Annotated in this window: 21 protein-coding genes; 13 read left to right on the forward strand and 8 right to left on the reverse strand. The window is 41.4% G+C overall.

All coding sequences use genetic code 11. The features are described from left to right. Positions 1-112: 112 nt before the first annotated feature. Positions 113-1,351 carry a nucleoside recognition domain-containing protein gene (locus NPE20_RS01790; RefSeq protein WP_256536878.1) on the reverse strand — a complete coding sequence of 413 codons (1,239 nt, stop codon included), beginning with the start codon at positions 1,349-1,351 and terminating at the stop codon, positions 113-115. 150 nt (positions 1,352-1,501) lie between these two features. Here NPE20_RS01790 and NPE20_RS01795 point away from each other — a divergent pair, with 150 nt between their 5' ends. Both NPE20_RS01795 and NPE20_RS01800 read left to right on the forward strand, forming a co-directional pair. Further along, on the forward strand, positions 1,502-1,876 hold the full coding sequence (locus NPE20_RS01795; protein ID WP_256538662.1) for a DinB family protein: 375 nt from the start codon (positions 1,502-1,504) through the stop codon (positions 1,874-1,876). Then, entirely contained in the window at positions 1,873-2,292 is a 420-nt protein-coding gene (locus NPE20_RS01800) for a DUF3052 family protein (protein ID WP_256536879.1), read from the forward strand. Before NPE20_RS01795 ends, NPE20_RS01800 begins: the two co-directional genes overlap by 4 nt. Here NPE20_RS01800 and NPE20_RS01805 read toward each other — a convergent pair. After that, entirely contained in the window at positions 2,289-2,765 is a 477-nt protein-coding gene (locus NPE20_RS01805; RefSeq protein WP_256536880.1) for a hypothetical protein, read from the reverse strand. The two genes, NPE20_RS01800 and NPE20_RS01805, sit on opposite strands and share 4 nt — an antisense overlap. 111 nt (positions 2,766-2,876) lie before the next feature. Between NPE20_RS01805 and NPE20_RS01810 the strand changes: the two genes are divergently transcribed. The 3 genes from NPE20_RS01810 to NPE20_RS01820 all read left to right on the forward strand — a co-directional run bounded on the left by NPE20_RS01810 (position 2,877) and on the right by NPE20_RS01820 (position 5,764). Beyond that, a complete protein-coding gene (locus NPE20_RS01810) occupies positions 2,877-3,305 on the forward strand; it encodes an OsmC family protein (RefSeq protein ID WP_256536881.1) in 429 nt (142 codons plus the stop codon). 15 nt (positions 3,306-3,320) lie between these two features. Then, positions 3,321-4,157: a maleylpyruvate isomerase N-terminal domain-containing protein gene (locus NPE20_RS01815; RefSeq protein WP_256536882.1), complete on the forward strand. Its 837-nt coding sequence runs from the start codon at positions 3,321-3,323 to the stop codon at positions 4,155-4,157. Between the two features lie 257 nt (positions 4,158-4,414). After that, complete coding sequence (locus tag NPE20_RS01820) at positions 4,415-5,764, forward strand: OmpA family protein (protein ID WP_256536883.1); 1,350 nt, start codon at positions 4,415-4,417, stop codon at positions 5,762-5,764. A gap of 133 nt (positions 5,765-5,897) precedes the next feature. Here the strand turns inward: NPE20_RS01820 and NPE20_RS01825 are convergent, their stop codons facing one another. Continuing rightward, on the reverse strand, positions 5,898-6,281 hold the full coding sequence (locus tag NPE20_RS01825; RefSeq protein WP_256536884.1) for an SRPBCC domain-containing protein: 384 nt from the start codon (positions 6,279-6,281) through the stop codon (positions 5,898-5,900). A 492-nt stretch (positions 6,282-6,773) separates the two neighbouring features. After that, positions 6,774-7,361, reverse strand: a complete 588-nt coding sequence (locus NPE20_RS01830; RefSeq protein WP_256536885.1) for an acetate uptake transporter — start codon at positions 7,359-7,361, stop codon at positions 6,774-6,776. 103 nt (positions 7,362-7,464) lie between these two features. Between NPE20_RS01830 and gpmA the strand changes: the two genes are divergently transcribed. Beyond that, positions 7,465-8,154, forward strand: coding sequence for a 2,3-diphosphoglycerate-dependent phosphoglycerate mutase (gene gpmA, locus NPE20_RS01835; RefSeq protein WP_256536886.1), 690 nt, complete (start codon positions 7,465-7,467; stop codon positions 8,152-8,154). A gap of 128 nt (positions 8,155-8,282) precedes the next feature. On the opposite strand, the gene NPE20_RS01840 is transcribed toward gpmA, so the two are convergent. The 3 genes from NPE20_RS01840 to lepB all read right to left on the reverse strand — a co-directional run bounded on the left by NPE20_RS01840 (position 8,283) and on the right by lepB (position 12,799). Continuing rightward, positions 8,283-11,093 (reverse strand): S9 family peptidase, encoded by a 2,811-nt coding sequence (locus NPE20_RS01840; protein ID WP_256536887.1) that lies wholly within the window; start codon positions 11,091-11,093, stop codon positions 8,283-8,285. A gap of 97 nt (positions 11,094-11,190) precedes the next feature. Continuing rightward, on the reverse strand, positions 11,191-11,511 hold the full coding sequence (locus NPE20_RS01845) for a hypothetical protein (RefSeq protein ID WP_256536888.1): 321 nt from the start codon (positions 11,509-11,511) through the stop codon (positions 11,191-11,193). 187 nt (positions 11,512-11,698) lie between these two features. Further along, positions 11,699-12,799: a signal peptidase I gene (gene lepB, locus NPE20_RS01850; protein WP_256536889.1), complete on the reverse strand. Its 1,101-nt coding sequence runs from the start codon at positions 12,797-12,799 to the stop codon at positions 11,699-11,701. 246 nt (positions 12,800-13,045) lie between these two features. On the opposite strand from lepB, the gene NPE20_RS01855 reads away from it, so the two are divergent. From NPE20_RS01855 to NPE20_RS01885, 7 genes are read left to right on the forward strand one after another with little or no spacing between them, the layout of a single operon-like run. Continuing rightward, the gene (locus tag NPE20_RS01855) at positions 13,046-14,293 is read left to right on the forward strand and encodes an efflux RND transporter periplasmic adaptor subunit (RefSeq protein ID WP_256536890.1); all 1,248 of its coding nucleotides are present in this window, start codon (positions 13,046-13,048) and stop codon (positions 14,291-14,293) included. A gap of 4 nt (positions 14,294-14,297) precedes the next feature. Then, positions 14,298-15,755 (forward strand): TolC family protein, encoded by a 1,458-nt coding sequence (locus NPE20_RS01860; protein ID WP_256536891.1) that lies wholly within the window; start codon positions 14,298-14,300, stop codon positions 15,753-15,755. 24 nt (positions 15,756-15,779) lie between these two features. Further along, the gene (locus NPE20_RS01865; RefSeq protein ID WP_256536892.1) at positions 15,780-16,445 is read left to right on the forward strand and encodes an ABC transporter ATP-binding protein; all 666 of its coding nucleotides are present in this window, start codon (positions 15,780-15,782) and stop codon (positions 16,443-16,445) included. 25 nt (positions 16,446-16,470) lie between these two features. Beyond that, positions 16,471-17,712 (forward strand): ABC transporter permease, encoded by a 1,242-nt coding sequence (locus NPE20_RS01870; RefSeq protein ID WP_256536893.1) that lies wholly within the window; start codon positions 16,471-16,473, stop codon positions 17,710-17,712. 29 nt (positions 17,713-17,741) lie between these two features. Beyond that, on the forward strand, positions 17,742-18,920 hold the full coding sequence (locus NPE20_RS01875; RefSeq protein WP_256536894.1) for an ABC transporter permease: 1,179 nt from the start codon (positions 17,742-17,744) through the stop codon (positions 18,918-18,920). Positions 18,921-18,937: 17 nt separating this feature from the next. Then, positions 18,938-20,311 (forward strand): sigma-54-dependent transcriptional regulator, encoded by a 1,374-nt coding sequence (locus tag NPE20_RS01880; protein ID WP_256536895.1) that lies wholly within the window; start codon positions 18,938-18,940, stop codon positions 20,309-20,311. Then, positions 20,295-21,593: a sensor histidine kinase gene (locus tag NPE20_RS01885; RefSeq protein ID WP_256536896.1), complete on the forward strand. Its 1,299-nt coding sequence runs from the start codon at positions 20,295-20,297 to the stop codon at positions 21,591-21,593. Before NPE20_RS01880 ends, NPE20_RS01885 begins: the two co-directional genes overlap by 17 nt. On the opposite strand, the gene NPE20_RS01890 is transcribed toward NPE20_RS01885, so the two are convergent. After that, positions 21,590-22,330 (reverse strand): heavy-metal-associated domain-containing protein, encoded by a 741-nt coding sequence (locus NPE20_RS01890; RefSeq protein ID WP_256536897.1) that lies wholly within the window; start codon positions 22,328-22,330, stop codon positions 21,590-21,592. The two genes, NPE20_RS01885 and NPE20_RS01890, sit on opposite strands and share 4 nt — an antisense overlap. Positions 22,331-22,385 lie beyond the last annotated feature (55 nt).

A 22,385-nucleotide genomic window follows, 5' to 3' on the forward strand; every position in this document is an offset into this window, starting at 1 on the left:
ATAACACCTGCTTACGCCAAAAAACTTGTGATCGCCTTGGAATTGTGAAGGCAAAGTAGCTTCATAACCATTATTGCTAACCCTAAAACGCAGTTTCTCGCCGACTTCTTTATTAACCAAAAAACAAGTAAGAAATTAGTATCGCCGCTATTACCCCGGCAAAATCTGCAATCAGGCCAGCGGGGATCGCATATCTGGATTTTTTTATCCCTACCGATCCAAAATATAGTGCAACTATATAAAATGTAGTATCGGCAGAACCATTGAACACCGAACCAAGCCGGCCTGCAAAACTATCCGGCCCATAAGTTTGCATTACGTTTATCATCATTGCTTTTGAACCCGATCCGCTTAAAGGCTTCATATAGGCAACCGGCATAGCATCAACAAAACGGGTATCCATGTTTAAATTTGTCGCTGCCCATCTTACACCGTTATTCAGATAATCCAGCGCGCCGCTATTACGAAAAACGCTTATAGCAACCAACATGGCTACCAAATAGGGAATTATCTTCACAGATACCTCAAAGCCACTTTTGGCGCCATCAATAAAACTCTCAAACACGTTTACCTTTTTGCGTAAGGCGCCTAAAATAAATACAGTAGGTATGGCAAACAGCAACAAGTTACTAGCTACTTTAGATACGGTTGTTATTTGTTCCTTATCAAGGTAATTGGTAAAATAGTAAACCAACAGGGCTATAAAAGCTGTCATTCCGCCCAACCAGCTTACAATAACCCTATCAAAAAGATTTATTTTTTGTTTAATGGCTACCGCTATCATCCCTACAACTGTTGCTACATAAGTAGCTATTATGCAGGGAATTAAAACATCTGCAGGATCTTTGGCGTGTAATATGAAACGTTGTGCTATAATGGTTACCGGCAGTAATTGCAACCCCGATGTATGCAGCACCAAAAACATGATCTGCGCGTTAGATGCGGTTTCCTTATTAGGGTTAAGCTCCTGCAGGCTGCTCATTGCTTTTAATCCCAGTGGGGTGGCAGCATTATCTAAACCCAACAGGTTGGCCGAAAAGTTCATCATCATTTGCCCTGTGGCGGGATGCTTCTTCGGTACTTCAGGGAACAAACGGCTTAAGAATGGCCCAACAATGCGCGATAGGAAATTCATGGCGCCGGCCCGTTCACCAATGTTAAGTATACCTAACCACAACACCATATTACCAGCCAATGGCAGCGCGATATCCATTACCGATGATTTGGAGCTGTCAAACATGCCATCAACCAACAGCTTAAAGGCATCTACATCACCAAAAAACACCAGTTTGCAAAATGCTATCACAAAGGCAATGAGGAAGAATGCTATCCAGATGTAGTTTAAGGCCATAGTAATGATTCAGGCCATGAAGATAATTTTTTTTGAATAATTTATCAGGATTAAGCATATTTAAATCAATTTATTTGCTTCGTGATGAAATAAACAGCCCATAATTTAAATATCGCTCTCGACGATTTCTTACATAATACCGCATTAGGCATAAATTGGGAAAACGAAGCAGCACCAGGCAAATGGACCAACAAAGAGATAATAGGCCATTTAATTGATAGCGCCCACATTAACCTGCAACGTTTTGTGCGCTGTACTTATGAAGAGGGGTTTAAACTGATCTACTTTCAGGAAGAGTGGGTACAGGCACAGCATTACCGGAATGCAGATCTCACCGGCCTTTTAAAGCTGTGGGAACTTGTTAACCGGCAAATAGTGCGTGTGCTGCAAAACTATCCTGCTGATCGCACGCAAATAAAATGCGACAATGGCGGTGATGGGCCATCATTTAATACGGTTGAGTTTTTAGCTAATGATTATATTGTACATATGCAGCATCATCTAAATCAGTTAATACTATCATGACCGCATCAGGCTATTCGGGTACGCAATTGGCAAAAAAACTTGGAATAAAGCCAGGGTTTAAAGTTAAGCTTATTAGTGAGCCCGAATACTATTTAACGCTGTTTACAGACCTACCCATGGATGTTTACTTTGTTGCAAATGAAGAAGCCCCGGTGAACCTTATTCATTTTTTTACAAAAACTAATGCCGATTTGTTATTTCAACTTCCGGAACTAAAGCAACAAATTACGCAAGATGGCATAATATGGGTTTCCTGGCCTAAAAAAGCCTCAAAAGTAATTACAGATATTACCGAAGATAAAATAAGAAATTATGCACTTCGGATAGGGCTGGTGGACATTAAGGTTTGTGCTGTAGACGAAATATGGTCGGGTTTAAAACTGGTTATCCCGGTTAAAGATCGTATTTATATTTAATTGTAAGCCGTAATGCTTTTGTCTGATACAATGCGGATACTATATTCACGCCGGGTAGGGTTGTAGGGTACGGCATCGTTCACCATAACATATATCTCGCCAAGATCTTTTACTCTAAAATACTGAACATCTGCCGTGCTGTTCTCTTTATTTACATATTGCGCTATCGAGTTATATAGCATATTATACTGGGCCAATTCGTTTGTTTCCATTTCGATAAACATGCGCTTGCCATCGCTTCGCAAACTGGTTGTTACATACGTACCGCCTGGAATTTTAAGATCATACTTTCTGATATTCTTTTTCTCGTCCTTTTTAGTAAGCGTATAACCTTTGGCTACAAAAAAAGTATCGGCTTTATTAATGTTGTTATGTAGTACATAGCTCAGATCGTCATACGATATCAGGTTACTTTGTGCAGAACATGTTGTTGCGAAAAAGAAAAAGAGGGTAGACAATAGCAGTTGTTTCATGATGTTTTTGACCGCGAATGGCCATCTGTTTATTTAGCGTCAATATATCGAATTGATATTTTATTATTATCTCAAAAGCATAACTTAGCATAATTATTACATTACTATACTATGCCTACAATAAAACTATCACGCGTTAGCGGTGAATATGGCTTTGAAGCCACCGACGAATATGGCCACACCGTACGTATGGACAGCAGCCCCGAAAGTGGCGGCCAAAATTTTGGTGTACGCCCTATGCAAATGCTTTTAATGGGTTTGGGCGGATGTTCGGCCATTGATGTTATTGCCATATTAAAAAAGCAACGACAGGATGTAGTTGATTATAAAATGGTTATAGCTGGCGAACGTGAAGCAGGCAAAGAACCATCTTTATGGCAAAACATTACTTTAGAGTTTCATTTATATGGTGATGTTGATGAAGATAAGGCTAATAAAGCTGTTGAATTATCGCTTAATAAATATTGCTCTGTAGCCGCTACGCTTTACAAAGCCGATGCTGACATTAAATGGAAGGTAATTATCCACCCCGCCGAATAAAATAGCGATTGCCGTATGCAGCAGGTTATACCTATACCAACCTTACATTTATTCCCGGTGCTGGATGAGTTGTTGATCGGGCTGCTTAAATCGTTATCTGCTGATGACTGGAATAAACCTACTGTAGCCCGTTTATGGACGGTGAAAGATATTGCCGCGCACTTGCTTGATACAAATGTGCGTACCATATCTTACGCACAGGGTTATGAGGTGGCAATTGCCAAACAAATAAACGGTTATCAGGATCTTGTAACATATTTAAATGAGTTAAACGCGACCTGGGTTAACGCTATGAAAAGGGTTAGCCCGCAATTGCTTATTGAGCAGTTAGAAGGCACCGGTAAACAATATATCAAACACCTGCATACCCTTCAACCATTCGGGCAAGCTAAATATCCCGTTTCATGGGCAGGAGAGGAGACCTCATTAAACTGGTTTGATATTGCGCGCGAATACACTGAAAAATGGCATCATCAGCAGCAGATACGTGATGCCGTTGGTATGCCCGGTTTAATGACTAAGGAGTTGTTTTATCCCTGCATAGATACATTTATGTATGCCTTGCCGCATACTTATCGCAATATTAATGCTGTAGAAGGCACAGTAATTAAAATAACCATAAGCAGCGACATAGGTGGCGACTGGTATTTGCAAAAAGCTGCCGATAATTGGCAATTATTGAAACAACAACCACCAGGTACTACACACGCAGAGGTTATCATTGACCCAGACACTGCCTGGAAATTCTTCACAAAGGCTATTACGCCGCAAGCTGCTATGGAAAGATCTACCCTTAAAGGCAATTCGCAATTAGGAAATACTGTATTCAGCACAATAGCCGTTATGGCATAAATACCACATTATTGTATATTTTTATGTGCATATTTAAACCTGTTTTTGACTTTAACGTCTCAAAAGTTAATTCAACTAATTAGGTAGAGTACCCTTCGTCTTAATCTATTATAGCATAGCGCTTTACTACAGGTTTATAAAGCCTTGTTATCTCTTAAATAAACGCGTAAATACCTAAAATAGCTTACTGGCATTAATGTTGCCTTGTGGGTGTAGTCTGGCTATACTGTTTAGCAGATAATCAAAAATAACACAACATGAAAACAAATTTAAAAAAAGCTTCAATACTGCTTACCGGTTTATTGGTGAGCGGTTCACTATTTGCCCAAACCGATTCATTAGACACTAAAAATTACGTTAAACCATTTTCTGGCGGCCCTTTTCGTACCTGGTCAATAGGTGTTCATGGTGGTCTTTTAACGCCATACACTATTTTTGGTGCCAATGGCAGGCAAGATTTTAGGAAACCTCAATCTGAAATTGGTTATGGTGGTTACATTAAAAAGCAATTTTTACCCGGTTTTGCTTTACAAGCCGATTTCCTTCGTGGTGAAGTAAGCGGTACTAACGGCCAGGTAGGAGTTGGTACTCCTAATAGCTTTAATACCAAATTAAATTGGTCTGGTGCATTAAGCGCAAACATTACACTGGCAAACATTAACTGGTTTAGCAAAAAAAGCTCTATACAGCCATACTTAACTGCTGGTGCCGGTTACATGGGTTATAAAACTACCACAACCGATGCTGCAGGTGCTACTACTACCTATGGTGATGGTAGTATCAAAGAATGGTTTGTGCCGGTTGGTTTAGGTTTTAAAGTTAATTTAGGTTCAAGTGTAAATTTAGACTTAGGTTACCAGGTTAACTTTGTACAATCAGACAACTTTGATGGTTACAATGTAGGATCTGGCAACGATAGGTTCTCTTATGCCCACATTGGTTTAGAGTTTGCTTTGGGTAGTTCTAACAAACCACAGTTAGCTACTTACAACCCGGTTAATTCAATGCGTACCGAGTATGTATGGGAAAGTCAACAAACTAAAACTATGCTGCAGGCACAAATTGATGCCGAAAAAGCTAAGAATGATCAGTTAAGAACAGATCTTAACACTACCAACGCAAATTTGGCTAAACTATCAGTTGACAGCGATGGTGACGGTGTATTAGACGTTAATGATAAATGCCCTAACACACCTGCCGGTACTAAGGTAGATGGTTCTGGCTGTCCATTGGCTAAACCGGTTGTTTACGTTACTGAAGAAGACAAACGTGTTGTTAAGGATGCGATAAATAACCTTGAATTTGACTTAGGTAAAGCAACTATTCGCCCTAAATCATTCCCAAGCTTAGACAGGGTAGCTAACTTATTAACTGAGAAGAACTTCAGTTTAAAATTAGCTGGCCACACAGATAATACAGGTTCTGATGCTTTAAACTTAAGGCTATCAAAAGACCGTGCAGAATCTATAAAATCATACCTGGTTAGCAAAGGCGCAAATGCTTCACGTATAGAAGCTACGGGTTACGGTGAAAGCCAGCCAATAGCTACTAACAAAACAGCAGCAGGCCGTCAGCAAAACCGTCGTGTAGAGTTTACTTTATACTAAGGGAGGAAGCGATTCAAGACTATTAAAGTCAGGAATCAAGATTCTAAACAAAAGAGCCGCTCCAAATTGGGGCGGCTCTTTTGTTATGCAATGTTTTTTTGTTCTTTGCGTTTGCTGTCTTGATTCTCTTTCCTTATCCTACCGCGAAGAAATCTGCGAGGTTGCCAAAATAGCTGTCATTCCAGCCTTCGGCGATATCTGTAAAATCATCATCAGGAATATTTACGTGCCTTAACTCTACAGATGAGCCATTCGGGTCAGGATGTATTTTAATGGTAACGATAGATTCGTCGCTCTGCCCGTCAAAATACCATTGTTGTACAATTTTCTTCCCTTCTTCAAACTCCAGGTTCTTACCTACAATGCTGCCTTCCCACAGGGAAAACTCAGAACCGGGTTCGGTAGACATTTCGGCTTTTTCGCCTGTCCATAACTCTAAAGTTAGGGGATTGGTAAGCGCCGTGTACACCTCTTCAGGAGTGGCGGGCAACATATAATATTTTTTAAGATCTTTCACAGGCGCAATTTAGCAGAAATATTTGAGAGCCTCATAACGCAAACGCGTCAAATCTTTAGGTTTTTGACCTTTTACCCATTGACTAAACAGCATTGTTCCATCTGTTCCATTTTGAAAACGGAACAAAACGGAACAGATTGAACACTTTGATAATCAGTTTATTAATACTTACAAAATTTTGACAGTAGTTAAATAAAAACTTTATGGTAAATTTATTAACACTCTTGTTTACAATGATTTATGAAAAATAAGGATTTGTTCCACTTTTTGTAGAATGGAACAAGAAATCGTCTGGCAAAATGCGACTTTTTTTAGTCTTTTTTCGGCCTTAGTTCGCCCTTTTAGGGTACATAATTCAGCCATGAACAACCGCAGTTGCTTTTTTTTATAAATAATTGATTTGCAAATAGTTGATAATTTAAGGCCTGTTCCATTTTGTTCCATGGTGAACACCGTTTTTTGGGTTGACATAAACGGCGAACCCCGCATAGGCTACTTCACCGTTCCAATCGGCAAAACTGTTCTGCCATAAACTTCATTAAGCACACCTGCTATACCCGTGTATATTGCTGATAAGCCACATATAATGCCTTCGTAACCCGCCAGGTGTTTAATGCTTTCGTCACCGGTGGCATCGCCCCAAACTAATAAAGCGAATAATATGGTTAAAGAACCGAATACAAATTGTAATGCGCGGTTAAGTTTTAGGGTACCAAAGAACAGGCAAAAAGTAAAGAAGCCCCATATACCTAAGTAAGCGCACATAGCACCTTCAGTAGGTTTTGTACCCCAACCCAGTTTTGGCATTACTATTAACGCAACCAACGATAGCCAGAAGAAGCCGTAAGAAGTAAATGCGGTAAGCCCAAATGTGTTATTCTTTTTGGCTTCGATAATGCCGGCAATAACCTGCGCCAGGCCGCCATAAAAAATCCCCATTGCCAATATCATGGCATTCAGCTCAAAAAAGCCCGCGTTATGTATGTTCAATAAAACGGTGGTCATACCGAAGGCACACAGACCTAATGGGGCGGGGTTGGCAATGCCATCCTTAACAACTACTGGAGTGGTAGGTATCATAATAAAGTTTAAATTTGGTTTATAAAACGCAATCTAATTGAAATAAAACGAATTAGCAATAGTTTTTTAAACTGAACACTTCATTAAACGTTACCTATTGATTATGCAGAAATTAGTATTGATACGCCACGGTGAAAGCGTTTGGAACCAGGAAAACCGCTTTACCGGGTGGACAGATGTAGACCTGTCTGAAGAAGGCCTGCAACAAGCTATACGCGCCGGCGAACTGCTTGCAAAACACGGTTATACATTTGATATCGGTTTTACCTCGGTATTAAAACGGAGCATAAAAACCATGCATTTTGTGCTGGAACAAGTAGACCACCTGTGGATCCCGGTGCATAAATCATGGCGTTTAAATGAACGTTTCTACGGCGCCCTGCAAGGCCTTAACAAGGCAGAAACCATAGAAAAGTATGGCGAAGAGCAGGTGCAAAAATGGCGCCGCGATCCGCATGAGCACCCACCTGCTATTACGGAGCAGGATGACCGTTTCCCCGGGCATTACCTGCGTTATAATGATCTAACGTACCGTGAACTGCCCTTAACCGAAAACCTAAGCGAAACCATAGACAGGGCATTACCATTTTGGCATGAAAGTATAGTGCCGGCCATTCGCGAAAACAAGAAGGTAATTATATGCGCCCATGGTAACAGCCTGCGCGCCCTTATACAATATATCGAAAACCTAAGCGACGAAGCTGTAGCCAAGCTGGATATCCCCACTGCAACACCCTGGGTATATGAATTAGACGAAAGACTGAACTCTATAAGGCATTATTATTTGGAGTAATTATAACCAACCGTCATTGCGAGGTACGAAGCAATCTCTTTAGGACAATTATACACCTTGCATGAAGGATTTACTCAAAGAGATTGCTTCGTACCTCGCAATGACGCGTGGAGGGGACCGCCAACTGTTTATCGCCCACCAAACCCAAAGCCCCAATCTTTACCTTTATCAACCGCGGGCACACCTTTATCCAGCCATACCGGCATTGGCGCGCCTTTCAGGAAATGGTCAAAAAATTGCGCTTCGCGGATAGTGATATCTTTACGGTTCTGGCGTTTTACCAGGTTGTGGGCCTCGTCGTTATATTGCAGCAGCCAAACCGGTTTGCCTAATCTGCGCAGGGCGGTAAACATTTCTATACCCTGGTACCACGGCACAGCGCCATCAGCATCGTTAGACATGATCACCACCGGCGTTTTTACTTTGGGTAACTGAAACAGGGGAGAGTTTTCGATATACAAACTTGGTTTATCCCACAAGGTAGCACCAATTCGGCTTTGTGTCCGTTCGTACTGCGATTGCCTGTTGATGCCGCTTTCCCACCGGATGCCACCATAAGCCGAGGTCATGTTGGCAACCGGCGCGCCGGCCCATGCCGCGGCATACATATTGGTTTGGGTAATAAGATAAGCCACCTGATAACCGCCCCAACTTTGACCTTGTATACCTATATGGTTCCCATCAACCCATGGGTTTTTCTTTAATGCTTCTACGCCCGAGTTAACAAACTCTACAGCCGAAGCACCAGGGTGACCAGTTTCGTAACTAATATCCGGCGCAAAAACTAAATAACCGTTGCTCACAAACCAGGAAATAGGTAAGCGCGACGGCGTAGGTGAAGGCGGAAGATAATTATACAAACCATCTGATAGCTTTTCATAAAAATAAGCGATCATGGGGTACTTTTTAGCCGGATCAAAATCCTCCGGTTTATATAAAATACCTTTTGAATGATAGCCTTTTGGCGTTGTCCACGTCACCAGCTCAGCAGTGCCCCAATTGTATTGGTTTTGCTGCGGATTGATAGCACTTAGCCTGGTTTCCTTTATCAGATCTGTGGATACATACAGATCAGGCGATTGTATATAACTGTATTTAGTATAGATAAATATGGATGCATCTTTAGATTTTTGCAAGCTGCTGTAACCCATTGGTGCCATTACTACCTTTTTAGGGGCATAATCACTGGCTAATTCCTTTTTATAATAGCCCCATTGTTTGTTTTCATCGTTTTGTGCTAATAGCCACAATGTTTTTTTAGTGGGGATGAATTTTTCTTCGGGATCGGTAGGGTTATATCTAAACACTATCTTATACCTGCGGCCCATGCCATTGGTAAAGTTGGTGGCTTTGCCGGTAGCCGGGTCTACAGCCCAAATATCATAACGATCATATATCAACACACGTTTATCGTTTTCTTCCCAGGCAGATACCCCATAAGCAGATGGATCATCGGGCACATCATTATCTTCTTCGCCCATTTTAACGTGGGTACCTGCTGTTATATTCAGTTTTTTACCGGTAGCAACGTTGTAACTATGCCAGTTTTGATCTTTAGAATCAAACCAAACCACATAATTACCGCCGGGCGAAATACTGTACCGGGCCTTAAGACGGTCGTTAATTCGCATACGCTCGCCGGTGCGGGTATTAATAAGGTAAGCCGCCTGTTGTGTGCCGCCTTCCCATTGGGCCTGCACGCGGGCGCCTGTATCGGTTAGCCCTAAAACAAAGGTTGCATCGTTGTTGTCTGATACCATTACCTCACGGATACCTTTATCACCTAATTGTATCAGCTTTTTAACTCCATCTGTCGGTCGGATAACTGCCTGATAACTGCGTTTAAGCTCGCGCTGCAGGTTCTTTAATTGCTGTGGCTGCAGGTAATCATCCTTATAATTCCAGATATCTACACGGGCATTTTCAAACTCAACCAATGTTGTATCGGCTGGTTTTGGAATAGGGGCAGTACCAAAGAACAGGTTATTGCCACTTTTACTAAAGAAAACCTTGCCATCGCCGCTTACAGCCCAATTAGCAGGCATACCTGCAGAGCCTAACTCTGAAATAATTATGGCGCTATCTTTTGAAGCCGTGTAGTAATAAAGTTTAAAGGGCTTTACTAAAGCCTTTTCCGGATTTTTTTCGGCGGTAAAGGCAAGTTGTTTACCGGCATCGTCAAATGTTAAATTTTTGTAGTTACCGCGGCCGGTGCTTACTGTTTTCAGCGTTTCCTTTTCAATATCATACACAAACAAACCCGATTTAACCGTTTTGCTTTTCTTTGGCGCAGTAATCGAGAACGCCAACCATTTTCCGTTTTTGCTTAACTGATATTCAGTTACATAATTAAAATTACGGGTTTTTCCATTTAGCAGTTGCTTTACAAAAAGCTCGGCACCTTCCCGGGTTGGCGGGGCAATAGTGGTGGCAATAGCTTTCTTTGAGGTGTCAGCTGCTTCGGGTTTCTTCACTGTATCAGCAGGGGACAGGTAAGCTACAACAGGCGCTTTTTCTGCAATTTTGAAGGAGCGTATTGCCGGTATCTTTTCTACCGTGTTTTTGCCAAGTGTTATGATCCCCAGGGTATCTTTTGGGAATTCAGATTGTTTCTTCTTTTTGATTTTTGCCTGGCGGATGTCTTTATAAAATGGTCGTATCAAAAAAACCGCGTATTTAGAATCGGGGGTGAAACGCACCGTATCTGCGCGCGGGATAGTAAGCCGGCTCCTGTTTTTTGAGTCTGTTATTACCAGGTTGGCATCACCTTCCTGTGGTTTTATAACATATACTATCCGTTTACCATCATTACTAATATGCTCGTTAGTTATGCTCTGCCAGCCATCATAAACCGATTGATCAAGCGGCTTTTTGGATGCTTTTTGGGCGTCCGCGCACAAACTGAACAACAGGAGAGCAGGAAGTAAAAGTTTTTTCATATGGATAGGAATGTATTAACTCCTAATATCATAAATTTTACGCCGATGCTGCTAATGAAATGAAAAAGTTACAAGTGTATTAGATTGCTAATTTAAATTAGTTTGTTGGTAACAGGTACGTAGTATTAAAGCTGTTAAACAAACGGTTAAAAAATGCTTTGATCTTATCTGTTGTGGATTGATGGGATACAACGGGTTGCTGAAGCATATCCTGCAAATCATTGTTATCGGCAGGGTTTTCCATGTTTTCCATTTCCTCTAAAACAAACTGGCGTACCGATGGGTCGCGGTTCACAATCTCATCCATTTCGGTAAGGTCCCTTAATGTAGCCTGGCCGTTTTTCCTTTTTTTCCAAAGGATCTCAAAGCGTTCCTGTGAGAAGGTCCGCCTGATAATGAACCGGTTATCTTTACTCATAACATTGATCTTGGATTTATATCCAACAAATCAAATGCCATGCTTGTATATTATTGACTTACAATATATTATATGAGTATTAATAATATATAACGGGCGGTTTCATTACAATAAGTGTTCGGATACGTGCAATTAAGAGATAAGATTTGACAGCTTCTAAAACCGTCAAATCTTATTAATCTGATAATTAATTTATCGCCCTTAAGATCCTATCCCAACGTATTTGGTTTAGCGGGGTTTGGGTGCTATCAATGCTCATCCAGGTTATTTTTGCCTTACCTACAATATGGTCCTCGGGTACAAAACCCCAAAAACGCGAATCTTCAGAGTTATGACGGTTATCGCCCATCATCCAGTAATAGTTCATTTTAAAAGTGTAGGTATCTGCTTTTTTGCCGTTTATCAACACAGTGTTGCCATCGCGGGAAACTTTATTGTGCTCGTAAACCTCGATGGAGCGGCCATATATAGCCATGGTAGAATCATTCAGCTGAATGGTTGTCCCTCTTTTTGGTACAAGCAGCGGGCCGAAATTATCTTCGTTCCATTTAATTTTCTCGTTATGCGGGAATATCTGCGGACTATATTCGCCTTTTGGCTCAATAACCGGCTCTATAGCTTTGATATTTGAATAGCTTTTAAATTGCTTATAACTATCCGGTGGGATGATCATTTCATATTGCGTTGGGCTGTACTGCAACCTTACATCAATTTTAAGGTTGTGTATCATTTCGGGGTTGAGGTTATCGGGAGTGGTAGTTACCATGTATGATGTTTGACTTTTTGGCGCGTTCGCAACCAGTTTACCATCGGCATAAACCTGGCCATCTACAATAGTAATTACATCGCCTGGGGTGCCCACGCAGCGTTTAATAAAGTGTGTACGCATATCAACCGGGCGGGCTACGCTTTCGGCCGGGTAGTTAAATACAACAGCATCACCTTTTTTAACCTCACCTAATCCCGGTAAACGGAAATAGGGTAGTTGTATGCCATCCCAATAGGTTTTTATCTTACCACCCATTACAGTTGATTCTAAAAAAGGGATGGAAACAGGTGTCATTGGCATACGCGCACCGTAGGCAAATTTACTCACAAACAAATAATCGCCGGTTAACAGGCTGCCTTCCATTGATGCAGAAGGGATGGCATATGCCGAGAATAGCAAGCCACGGATAATTGTAGATGCAATTACTGCAAATAATATGGCATCCAGCCATTCGCGTACCTTACCTTTTTTAGGCTTGTTATCTTCTTGTTTCTTGCGTGATAAAAACTTCCAATTCATATTTATTTGCGATTTATGTTTAACGATGGGTTGATATTTGACTGCCGTTAACGCCATTTGTTACAAATGTTTTTTCAGCCAAATTTTTCTCTCATTACACGCGAAATAACCGTTTGCCCGTAATTGGAAATGTTTGTTCGATATCGGACAAATATTAGTCGGTAATATTATATAAACACCTCAATATCAATATTTTAACTTTGGTATAGCTCTTGCAAACCTCCTTTCAAATATTATCATAATAAAATGGATACGGTAATTGAACAAGAAGTAACTGCACGTAAAAAAAAGAGTGCCATTATTATAGTAACAGTTGTAATTGCTGTACTTGCTATAGCCGTATGGTTGTTGCGTACATCGTTAAAATCAACCATCAAAAAAACAGAGATAACCACAGCGGTGGTAGATAAAGGCAGCGTAGAAAATACCCTTAACGCTACAGGTGAAGTACTGCCCGAGTTTGAAGAAATATTAACCAGCCCTATTAATGCTTCTATAAAAAAGGTGTTGATGGATGCAGGAAATAAAGTTAAGGCAGGGCAATCTATACTTACGCTTGATAAATCAACCACGCAAACGGAGTTTGAACGATTAAACTTTAAGCTGCAAAGCAAGCGGAACGAGATAAGCAAGCTTAAACTCGACCTTAACAAAAGTTTTTTTGATATCCGATCAAATAATGATATCAAGCAACTGCGCATCAGCAACCTGGCCGATGCAGTTGAGAACGCCAAGCGCCTTTTTAAAGCGGGTGGTGGCACACGTGAAGGCATTGAACAAGCCGAACTAAACTTGAAGGTTGCCCAGCTGGAAAAGAAGCAGTTAGAAAACGAGATAAAAAGCAAGCAGCAAACCATGCAGATAGAAATAAAAGAAGCAGAGATTGCCCTTGCCATACAAGAAAATGAACTGCACGAATTGCAGCGCAAGCTTAACCTGGCCAACATTATTGCTACCCGCACGGGTGTTGTTACCTGGATAAATAAAAATATTGGTGCAACCGTAAGGGAGGGCGAATCGCTGGCCCGCATTGCAGATCTGGGCAGTTTTAAGGTTAACGGCAGCATATCTGATAATTATATGGATCAGCTACATAATGGCATGCCGGTTATTATCCGCGTAAATGATGCACAGATGAAAGGGCATGTAGCTAATGTGTATCCGTCTATACAAAACAGCATTGTAACATTTGATGTGCAGCTGGATGAACGCAATAACAAGCTGTTACGCCCAAACATGAAGGTTGACGTGTTCCTGGTGACAGACCTGCAAAACAACACCATGCGTGTAGCTAATGGCCCGGCATTTAAAGGGGCATCTGCGCAGGATGTGTTTGTGATAAACGGAAATAAAGCCGAGAAAAGAACTGTACACATTGGCCTTACCAATTTTGATTTTGTAGAGATAAAAGACGGCTTAAAACCGGGCGATGTAATAATAACATCAGATATGAGCGAATACAAAAATTCAAGCGAGCTCACTATTAAAAACTAATACAATGAAATACGTATACCTAATCATATTATTATTTACCGGTACCACTGCTTACTGCAACAGTGGTGCCGATACCCTCCGGCTGAGTCTGCAGCAGGTGGTAGAAATGGCTAAACAGAATTCGATAGCTGCCAAACAGGCTATTACCGTACGCGAAACCAAATACTGGCAGTGGCGTACCTTTAAATCTAACTATCAGCCACAGCTATCATTAACTGGCATTTTGCCGGGGTATAGCAAAACCTACACACAGGTATTACAGCCAAATGGTACCATATTATTCCAGCCGATACATAATGATAACTCATCGTTACAAATGGATTTTAGCCAAACCATTACGGCAACCGGCGGTACCGTTTATGGTACTACCCAAATGCAGCGTTTTTATGATTTCGATAGAAATAATGTGCTGTATAATGGTGTACCTTATGCAATTGGGTATAGCCAGCCACTATTTCAGTACAATTCTTTAAGGTGGGATAAAAGGATAGAGCCGCTAAAGTTTAACGAAAGCAAACAGGTGTATATCGAATCGCAGGAGCAGATAGCTTATACGGTAAGTGGTTACTTCTTCGACTTGCTGCTGGCGCAGGTTAATCTGCAAATAGCCGAGACAAATTATATTAACACAAAAAAGATACTGAAGATAGCTAATGTGAAATTTGATCTGGGTAAGGTATCAAAAAACGAGATATTACAACTACAACTGGAACAATTGAACGCGCAAAAAGCTGTAGGTACCGCTAAACGTGATATGGAAATTGCCACTTTAACCCTGCGCAGTTATACAGGGGTAGAAGGCGATGATAAGATATCGCTGGAGTTGCCGGGTTCATCCATTAACATGAATGTATCTGCGGATAAAGTATTGGCAGAAGCATTCGAAAACCGGTCTGACGCTATCGCTTTTATACGCCGGATAGCCGAGGCCAAAAGGGATGTGGCTAAAGCAAAGGGACAAAGCGGATTGGTAGCAACCCTTACCGCCAACCTGGGTTTCTCTAATAGCTCGCCTAAAATTTTAGACGTTTATAAATCGCCGCAAAACCAGCAATTACTGCAATTGCAGTTCTCGATACCGGTATTGGATTGGGGGCGTTCAAAATCGCGCGTAAAAACAGCGCAGGCAAACCAGCAATTTACCGAATATGCGGTTGAACAGGATAAACAAACCTTTAGGCAGCAAATTGTAACCCAGGTAACACTTTTTAATATGATGAAAGACCAACTGGTGTTTACCGCGCAGGCTGATAGTATTGCATCAGAAAAGTACCAGATAGCCCGTGAAAGATACGTGTTAGGGGACCTGAGCATTACCGACCTGAGTATTGCTTTTGAGGAGAATGACCGGGCCAAGCGCGATTACGTTGCCGCCCTGCGCGACTTTTGGGGTGCCTACTATCAGTTACGCTACTTATCACTTTACGACTTTGAAAAAAATCAAAAAATCACATATAAATAGAATCATAATTATAACTTAACTCACATGATAAAGCTACAAAACATTCAAAAGGTATATCGTACAGATACTATTGAAACACTGGCCCTTAATGGCATTAATCTTGATATTGCCAAAGGCGAATTTTTATCTATAATGGGCCCATCTGGCTGTGGCAAAAGTACTTTGCTGAATATTATGGGCCTGCTTGATATGCCCTCAAAAGGAAGTATCAACATATCCGATCAAACAACCAACAACCTTAACGATAAGCAGCTGGCCAAATTTCGCAATCATAAGCTGGGCTTTATATTCCAGAGCTATCATCTTATAGGCGATCTGCAGGTTTTAGATAATGTTGAGCTGCCTTTGTTGTATCGTGATACCACTGCCAAAGAACGCAAAAGATTGGCTACCGAAGCATTAGAAAAAGTAGGCCTAAGCAATCGTTTAAAGCACTTCCCCAAGCAATTATCGGGTGGGCAGCGCCAGCGTGTGGCCATTGCCCGCGCTATTGTGGGTAACCCCGAAATTATACTGGCCGATGAGCCAACCGGTAACCTTGACAGCGCAATGGGTAACGAGATAATGGATATTTTGCTACAGCTTAACCGCAATGAAGGCACCACCATTGTAATGGTTACCCACGACGAAAGCATGGCGCAAAAAACCCATCGTTTGGTTAGGTTATTTGACGGATCGCAGGTTCAGTAATTCATTAACCTAAAAAACAAAGATCATGTTAAAAAATTATTTCAAAATAGCCATAGCGGTGCTTAAACGCAGAAAGTTCTTTACTTTCATCAGCTTGTTTGGCATCAGCTTTACCCTTACCGTGTTAATGATTTTAACCGCTTTTATTGATAAGGTGGGTAATTCAAACTACCCGGATAAAAAGCGCGACCGCTGCCTGTACATCCTGAACATGGAAATGACCGGTTCTAAAAATGGCGCCATGACCAAAGGCCCGCACTCTTTTTACTTTCTGGATCATTATACTAAAAGCTTAAAAACGCCCGAAAAGGTAGCAATTTCGTCCATGTTCGACTTTTCAAGCGCTTACGTGAACAACAAAAAAGTACCAATCAATTTAAAGTTTACCAATGCTGATTATTGGGATGTTTTGGATTACGATTTCCTGGAAGGCAAGCCATTTAGCAAACAACAAGTAGATAATGCAGAGAAGGTTGCCGTGATATCTGAGGATACCAAAAAGGCTTACTTCGGTGATGCACCATCGGTAGTGGGTAAGTATATCGAGGCTGATAATATTAAATACCGGGTAAGTGGGGTAGTTAAAAACGTACCCATTACGCAAATGATGATGTACGGCGATATGTACCTGCCTTATACCGTATCAAAAAACGATTACAAAAAAGACAAGGGCTTTAATGGGAATTTCTCGGGCATACTGCTGGCAAAATCTGTAGATGACCTGCCCAAAATGCAAAAAGAGTATTCGGATATGATACCGCGTATTAAAATTACCGAAAAAGAGTTTGACCACCTTTATAGTTTTGCCGATACTTATTTTGTTAGCCTTATAAGAGTGATACTTGGCGATGGCCCTAACTCGGGTATTTCAAAACTGGTAATTGGCTTAAGCATATTTGTATTCTTGTTTATGTTGTTGCCAACTATTAACCTGGTTAATATCAATATCACCCGCATTATGGAGCGTTCGTCAGAGATTGGCGTGCGCAAAGCCTTTGGGGCATCGTCACAAACATTGGTTTACCAGTTTATTGTCGAGAACATTATCCTAACCCTTTTAGGTGGATTAATTGGTGTGGTGCTATCAGTAATTGTTATGCAGCTAATTAACAACTCGGGCCTGATAGCCAACCTTAACCTCAGCTTAAACTATGTGGTATTGTTTTGCAGTTTGCTGGCTTGTTTGGTATTTGGGTTACTATCGGGCGTTTACCCGGCGTGGCGCATGTCCAGGTTAAACGTAGTTAATGCTTTAAAAGCACAATAACATCAATCAACATTTAAAATAAAAATATTATGATTAAGCATTTATTTAAGCTGATCTGGAATAAAAAGAAGCAAAACTTTTTACTCATAACAGAGATATTCGTATCCTTTATGGTAATATTTGCTGTGTTCACTTTAGTAGTGAATTACTACCAGAATTTTAAGCAACCTATGGGCTTTGAGTACGATCGTGTTTGGGTTATAAACTACCAGAGTGACGTAAAAATTAAGGACAAAGATTCCCTAGATACATATTACAAAACCATGTTAGGTAATATAAAGGCCATGCCACCAGTACAAGAGGTGAGCTTTGCCAGCTCTAACGTTCCGTTCTCTGCCAATACGCATATGAACAACGCAGATTATAAAAAGGTGCACGTTAACCGTGTTAACTACTATACTGTCGGCGATACTTATGATAAGGTTTTGGATATGAAACTAACCGAAGGCCGCTGGTTTGGCAAACAGGATGATGCCGCTACGGTAAAACCGACGATCATCAATCAGTCGTTAAGGCAACAGTTATTTGGCAGCGGAAAAGCCATTGGCGAAAAAATTGGTGCTGAGGGCAGCAAAAGATCCGTGGTTGGCGTGGTACAGGATGTAAAAGCGAAAGGCGATTACCAGGAAGCCGGCCTTGCTATGTATGAGCGCATAGATACCTCAGCCAACGACGGCAGGGGCAGGATACTGGTGAAGATAAACGATAAAGCGGATGCCGCGTTTGAAAGTCGTTTGTATAAGCTTATGGCGGGCAACTCAAATAACTCGGGTATTGAGATTGAGCACCTTACCGATAAACGTAAAAGCGCTAATAACCTAACCCTTGTCCCTATGATCATATTATTGGTGGTAGCATCCTTCCTTATTATAAACGTGGCTTTAGGTCTGTTTGGCGTATTATGGTACAACATCAATAAACGTAAAGGCGAAATAGGCTTGCGCAGGGCCATAGGTGCCAGTGGTAATTCAGTATCAGGACAATTGGTTACCGAATCTATGATACTGGCTACGCTGGCCTTAATGATCGGGACCTTCTTTGCCATACAGTTCCCTTTGTTAAACGTATTTGGCTTGGCTGCAAGTGTTTATCTTGTCGCGATAGCTTTATCAATAATATTTATTTACTTGTTGGTTTTGGTTTGTTCGTTATATCCCGGCAAACAGGCGGCGGCAATTTTACCGGCAGTTGCTTTACATGAAGAATAATAATTTAGATTTACTGTATGATACTGGTTATTGATGATGATATTGCTGTACGTACCTCATTACTTTTACTGCTAAAGGGCCAAAAGTATGAGGTAACAGGTGTGGAAACACCTGCTGAGGCTTTAAGAATAATTAAGGATAACGCACCAGACCTGATCATCCTTGATCTTAATTTTTCTATCAGTACATCAGGCGAGGAGGGTATGGCTTTGCTGGCGCAGATAAAAAAAATTGAGCCAACAGTACCTGTTATTTTAATTACCGGTTGGGGCAGCATTGCACTGGCCGTACAGGGCATGAAGATGGGCGCTAATGATTTCATTAACAAGCCCTGGGATAACGGGCACCTGCTGCAATCGGTAAAAACCTTGCTTGATCTGCAAGAACAAACTGTTGTAAACCGCACCCGCAAGCAACTGGATAAGGAATACAACTTTCAGCATATTATTGGCGAAGACCCGCAGATGCTGCAAATACTGGAAACCATTGGCCGTGTTGCCGGTACCGATGCATCTATACTGATAATGGGCGAAAGCGGCACAGGTAAAGAACTGATCGCTGAAGCTGTACATCAAAACAGCCTTCGGGCAAACAAACCCTTCATTAAAGTAAACCTGGGTGGTATATCAACCTCATTGTTTGAAAGTGAAATGTTTGGCCATATCCGTGGGGCATTTACCGATGCACGGTTTGACAGGGCCGGGCGCTTTGAACTGGCAAACAAGGGTACTATATTTTTGGATGAAATAGGCGATCTGGACGCCAGTAGTCAGGTTAAGTTACTGCGTGTGCTACAGGACCGGACCTATGAAGTATTAGGTAGCAGCCGCACCAAAACAGTTGATGTGCGTGTGGTTTGCGCTACCAATAAAAACCTTGGTCAAATGGTAAACAGTGGTTCATTCAGGGAAGATCTGTTGTATCGCATTAACCTGATTACCATTACGCTGCCATCGTTACGTGACAGGCCGGGGGATATCCCGTTGTTGGTGAATTTCTTTATCAATAACCTTAAACAGATCTACAACCGGCCCGAACTTACCGTATCAAAAAGTGCTATGAAGTGGCTGCAGCAATTGCCGCTGCCCGGAAACATCCGCCAGTTAAAAAACCTGGTTGAGCGTTCTATATTGGTTAGCAAAACCAATGAGTTAGGAATTGATGATTTTAAATCGCAGTTGGAGCAGGCGCCCGCTAAAAAGGGAGATACCCGCGTGCCGGCGGTTGGGACTATAACACTGGAGGAAATGGAAATTGAAATGATAAAAAAGGCGATGCTTTACCATAAAAACAAAGTATCAAAAGCCGCAACAGCATTGGGATTAACCCGTAGCGCATTGTACCGCAGGCTAGATAAGTTTGAGATCCCTTACGATGAAGCTGAGGACTAAATACATCCTGTTTGTAACCATATTGCACCTGTTAACACTTGGGTTAACCTTTTTCATTTTTAATGAGAACCGGATCTTCTTTATCATATCCGAAACATTTATAATTATATCATTAGTAATTGCCATTAATTTATACGGCCAGCTCATACGCCCTATAAAAATGCTTTTACAAGGTATTGAAGCACTTAAGGACCGCGATTTTAATGTTAAGTTTTTACCTACCGGCAAGCACGAGGTAGACCAACTAATAAACGTGTATAACAAAATGATAGACGAGTTGAGAACGGAGCGTACGCAGCAGGAAGAACAGCATTTCTTTCTGGAGAAGCTTATTTATACCTCGCCAACAGGGATCATCATTCTTGATTATAACGATTGTATACAGCAGCTAAACCCAAAGGCATTATTGATATTGGGCCTCGACGAAAAAGAACTGACAGGTAATAACATAAACGAATTACAGCACCCGCTTTTTAAACAAACCAAACTTTTAAAAGCAGGCGATACCATAACGGTTAAACTCAGCGGAATTACTACGTATAAACTGCAGAAATCACACTTCATTGACCGTGGATTCCACCGTAATTTTATTATGATAGAGGAACTGACCGCGGAGATATTGGCGGCAGAGAAAAATACGTATGGCAAAGTAATACGCATGATGGCGCATGAAGTAAACAACACCATAGGCCCGGTAAATTCTATTATTCAATCGGCATTAAAAAGCGGCGAATTGTGGCAGCACCAGGCGGACAATCAACTGAATAATGCCCTGCAGGTAGCGTTTGACCGTAACCAAAACCTTAATCACTTTATGCGCAACTTTGCCGACCTGGTAAAACTGCCCGAAGCCAACAAAAAACAGATCGACCTTAACAATCTGCTTAGTTCGGTAATTGAGCTGATGCAGATAAAGGCGCAGGAAGGGCATATTCAATTGATTTTTGAACCATTTGCACAACCGTTTTACATTATGGCCGATGTACAGCAAATGGAGCAGGCGCTGATAAACATCGTAAAAAACGCCATTGAATCTATCGGAAGCAATGGCGTTATAGAGTTTGTAGTTGACACCCACGATCGTAAACTAATGATAATTGACAACGGTAAGGGCATCAGCAACGAACAAAGCATGCAGCTTTTCACACCGTTTTACAGCACCAAAAAAGATGGGCAGGGTATAGGGCTTACTTTGGTCCGCGAAATAATGCTTAATCATAGCTTCGAATTTTCCCTCAAAACCATAGCCGAAAGGCAAACCGCTTTTACCATCAGCTTTTAAAGCATTGTTATCAGCATAACCACGCTCATGGCTATCATTAAGGCATCTTCAATAATGGTAACTGTACTCATGGGCAGGTTAAATACTGCTCCAAGGCAGGCACATTTTATTTTGCGTTTATTTAATACGCTTTGCAATACGCCGATAATGCTGATACTCATTATCACAAAGGTGACAATATTGGTGACAACCGGGTTAAAGTTAATGGCGTAGGCTAAGCCTAAAGCCAGCTCTACGAAAACGTAAATATATCCCCAGGCTTTTATTTTTTTAGCTACAATATCATACATCGAATAACTATCGGCAAAACCGTTAATATCAAGCATTTTAAAGAATGAGAACACAAGAAAAAAGCCGCTCATAAATATGCGCATGCCTGCCATCCAGTCAAACCCGGCTACTGCCGAAACTAATACTGAAACCAGCAATACATAACCAAATATCAGTAGCACCGGCTTGTAGGTTTCAAAGAAGGGGCGTTTTGCATCTTCATCAAAATCAAAAGTTTGAATGGGTGCATGATGCTGATGCGCTTCTGTAAGGTTATATTTTGGATAATCGGCTAATGCGGCTTGCAGGGTTGGGGTATCGACATGCCGGCTCATGGTAATATCAGCCTGCGCGTTTTGTAAGTCGATATCTACGCCGGTAATACCCGGTACTTTTAAAAGAAGGGACTGCACTTTTGCCTGGCAGCCGGTACAGGTCATGCCTGTAATTTTATACGTGTGTGTCATGGTTTTTAATTTTATAACACAAAGGTATTGCCGCCGAAAAGGATAATGTTACGTA

It is taken from the genome of Mucilaginibacter aquariorum (assembly GCF_024498135.1).
Classification (GTDB): Bacteria; Bacteroidota; Bacteroidia; order Sphingobacteriales; family Sphingobacteriaceae; genus Mucilaginibacter; species Mucilaginibacter aquariorum.

Bases quoted from the DNA above. Each gene is read 5' to 3' on its own strand.
- NPE20_RS01790 (WP_256536878.1), bottom strand. From the start codon at position 1,351: ATGGCCTTAAACTACATCTGGATAGCATTCTTCCTCATTGCCTTTGTG.
- NPE20_RS01800 (WP_256536879.1), top strand. From the start codon at position 1,873: ATGACCGCATCAGGCTATTCGGGTACGCAATTGGCAAAAAAACTTGGA.
- NPE20_RS01805 (WP_256536880.1), bottom strand. From the start codon at position 2,765: ATGAAACAACTGCTATTGTCTACCCTCTTTTTCTTTTTCGCAACAACA.
- NPE20_RS01810 (WP_256536881.1), top strand. From the start codon at position 2,877: ATGCCTACAATAAAACTATCACGCGTTAGCGGTGAATATGGCTTTGAA.
- NPE20_RS01815 (WP_256536882.1), top strand. From the start codon at position 3,321: ATGCAGCAGGTTATACCTATACCAACCTTACATTTATTCCCGGTGCTG.
- NPE20_RS01820 (WP_256536883.1), top strand. From the start codon at position 4,415: ATGAAAACAAATTTAAAAAAAGCTTCAATACTGCTTACCGGTTTATTG.
- NPE20_RS01830 (WP_256536885.1), bottom strand. From the start codon at position 7,361: ATGATACCTACCACTCCAGTAGTTGTTAAGGATGGCATTGCCAACCCC.
- gpmA (WP_256536886.1), top strand. From the start codon at position 7,465: ATGCAGAAATTAGTATTGATACGCCACGGTGAAAGCGTTTGGAACCAG.
- NPE20_RS01840 (WP_256536887.1), bottom strand. From the start codon at position 11,093: ATGAAAAAACTTTTACTTCCTGCTCTCCTGTTGTTCAGTTTGTGCGCG.
- NPE20_RS01845 (WP_256536888.1), bottom strand. From the start codon at position 11,511: ATGAGTAAAGATAACCGGTTCATTATCAGGCGGACCTTCTCACAGGAA.
- lepB (WP_256536889.1), bottom strand. From the start codon at position 12,799: ATGAATTGGAAGTTTTTATCACGCAAGAAACAAGAAGATAACAAGCCT.
- NPE20_RS01855 (WP_256536890.1), top strand. From the start codon at position 13,046: ATGGATACGGTAATTGAACAAGAAGTAACTGCACGTAAAAAAAAGAGT.
- NPE20_RS01860 (WP_256536891.1), top strand. From the start codon at position 14,298: ATGAAATACGTATACCTAATCATATTATTATTTACCGGTACCACTGCT.
- NPE20_RS01865 (WP_256536892.1), top strand. From the start codon at position 15,780: ATGATAAAGCTACAAAACATTCAAAAGGTATATCGTACAGATACTATT.
- NPE20_RS01870 (WP_256536893.1), top strand. From the start codon at position 16,471: ATGTTAAAAAATTATTTCAAAATAGCCATAGCGGTGCTTAAACGCAGA.
- NPE20_RS01875 (WP_256536894.1), top strand. From the start codon at position 17,742: ATGATTAAGCATTTATTTAAGCTGATCTGGAATAAAAAGAAGCAAAAC.
- NPE20_RS01880 (WP_256536895.1), top strand. From the start codon at position 18,938: ATGATACTGGTTATTGATGATGATATTGCTGTACGTACCTCATTACTT.
- NPE20_RS01885 (WP_256536896.1), top strand. From the start codon at position 20,295: ATGAAGCTGAGGACTAAATACATCCTGTTTGTAACCATATTGCACCTG.
- NPE20_RS01890 (WP_256536897.1), bottom strand. From the start codon at position 22,330: ATGACACACACGTATAAAATTACAGGCATGACCTGTACCGGCTGCCAG.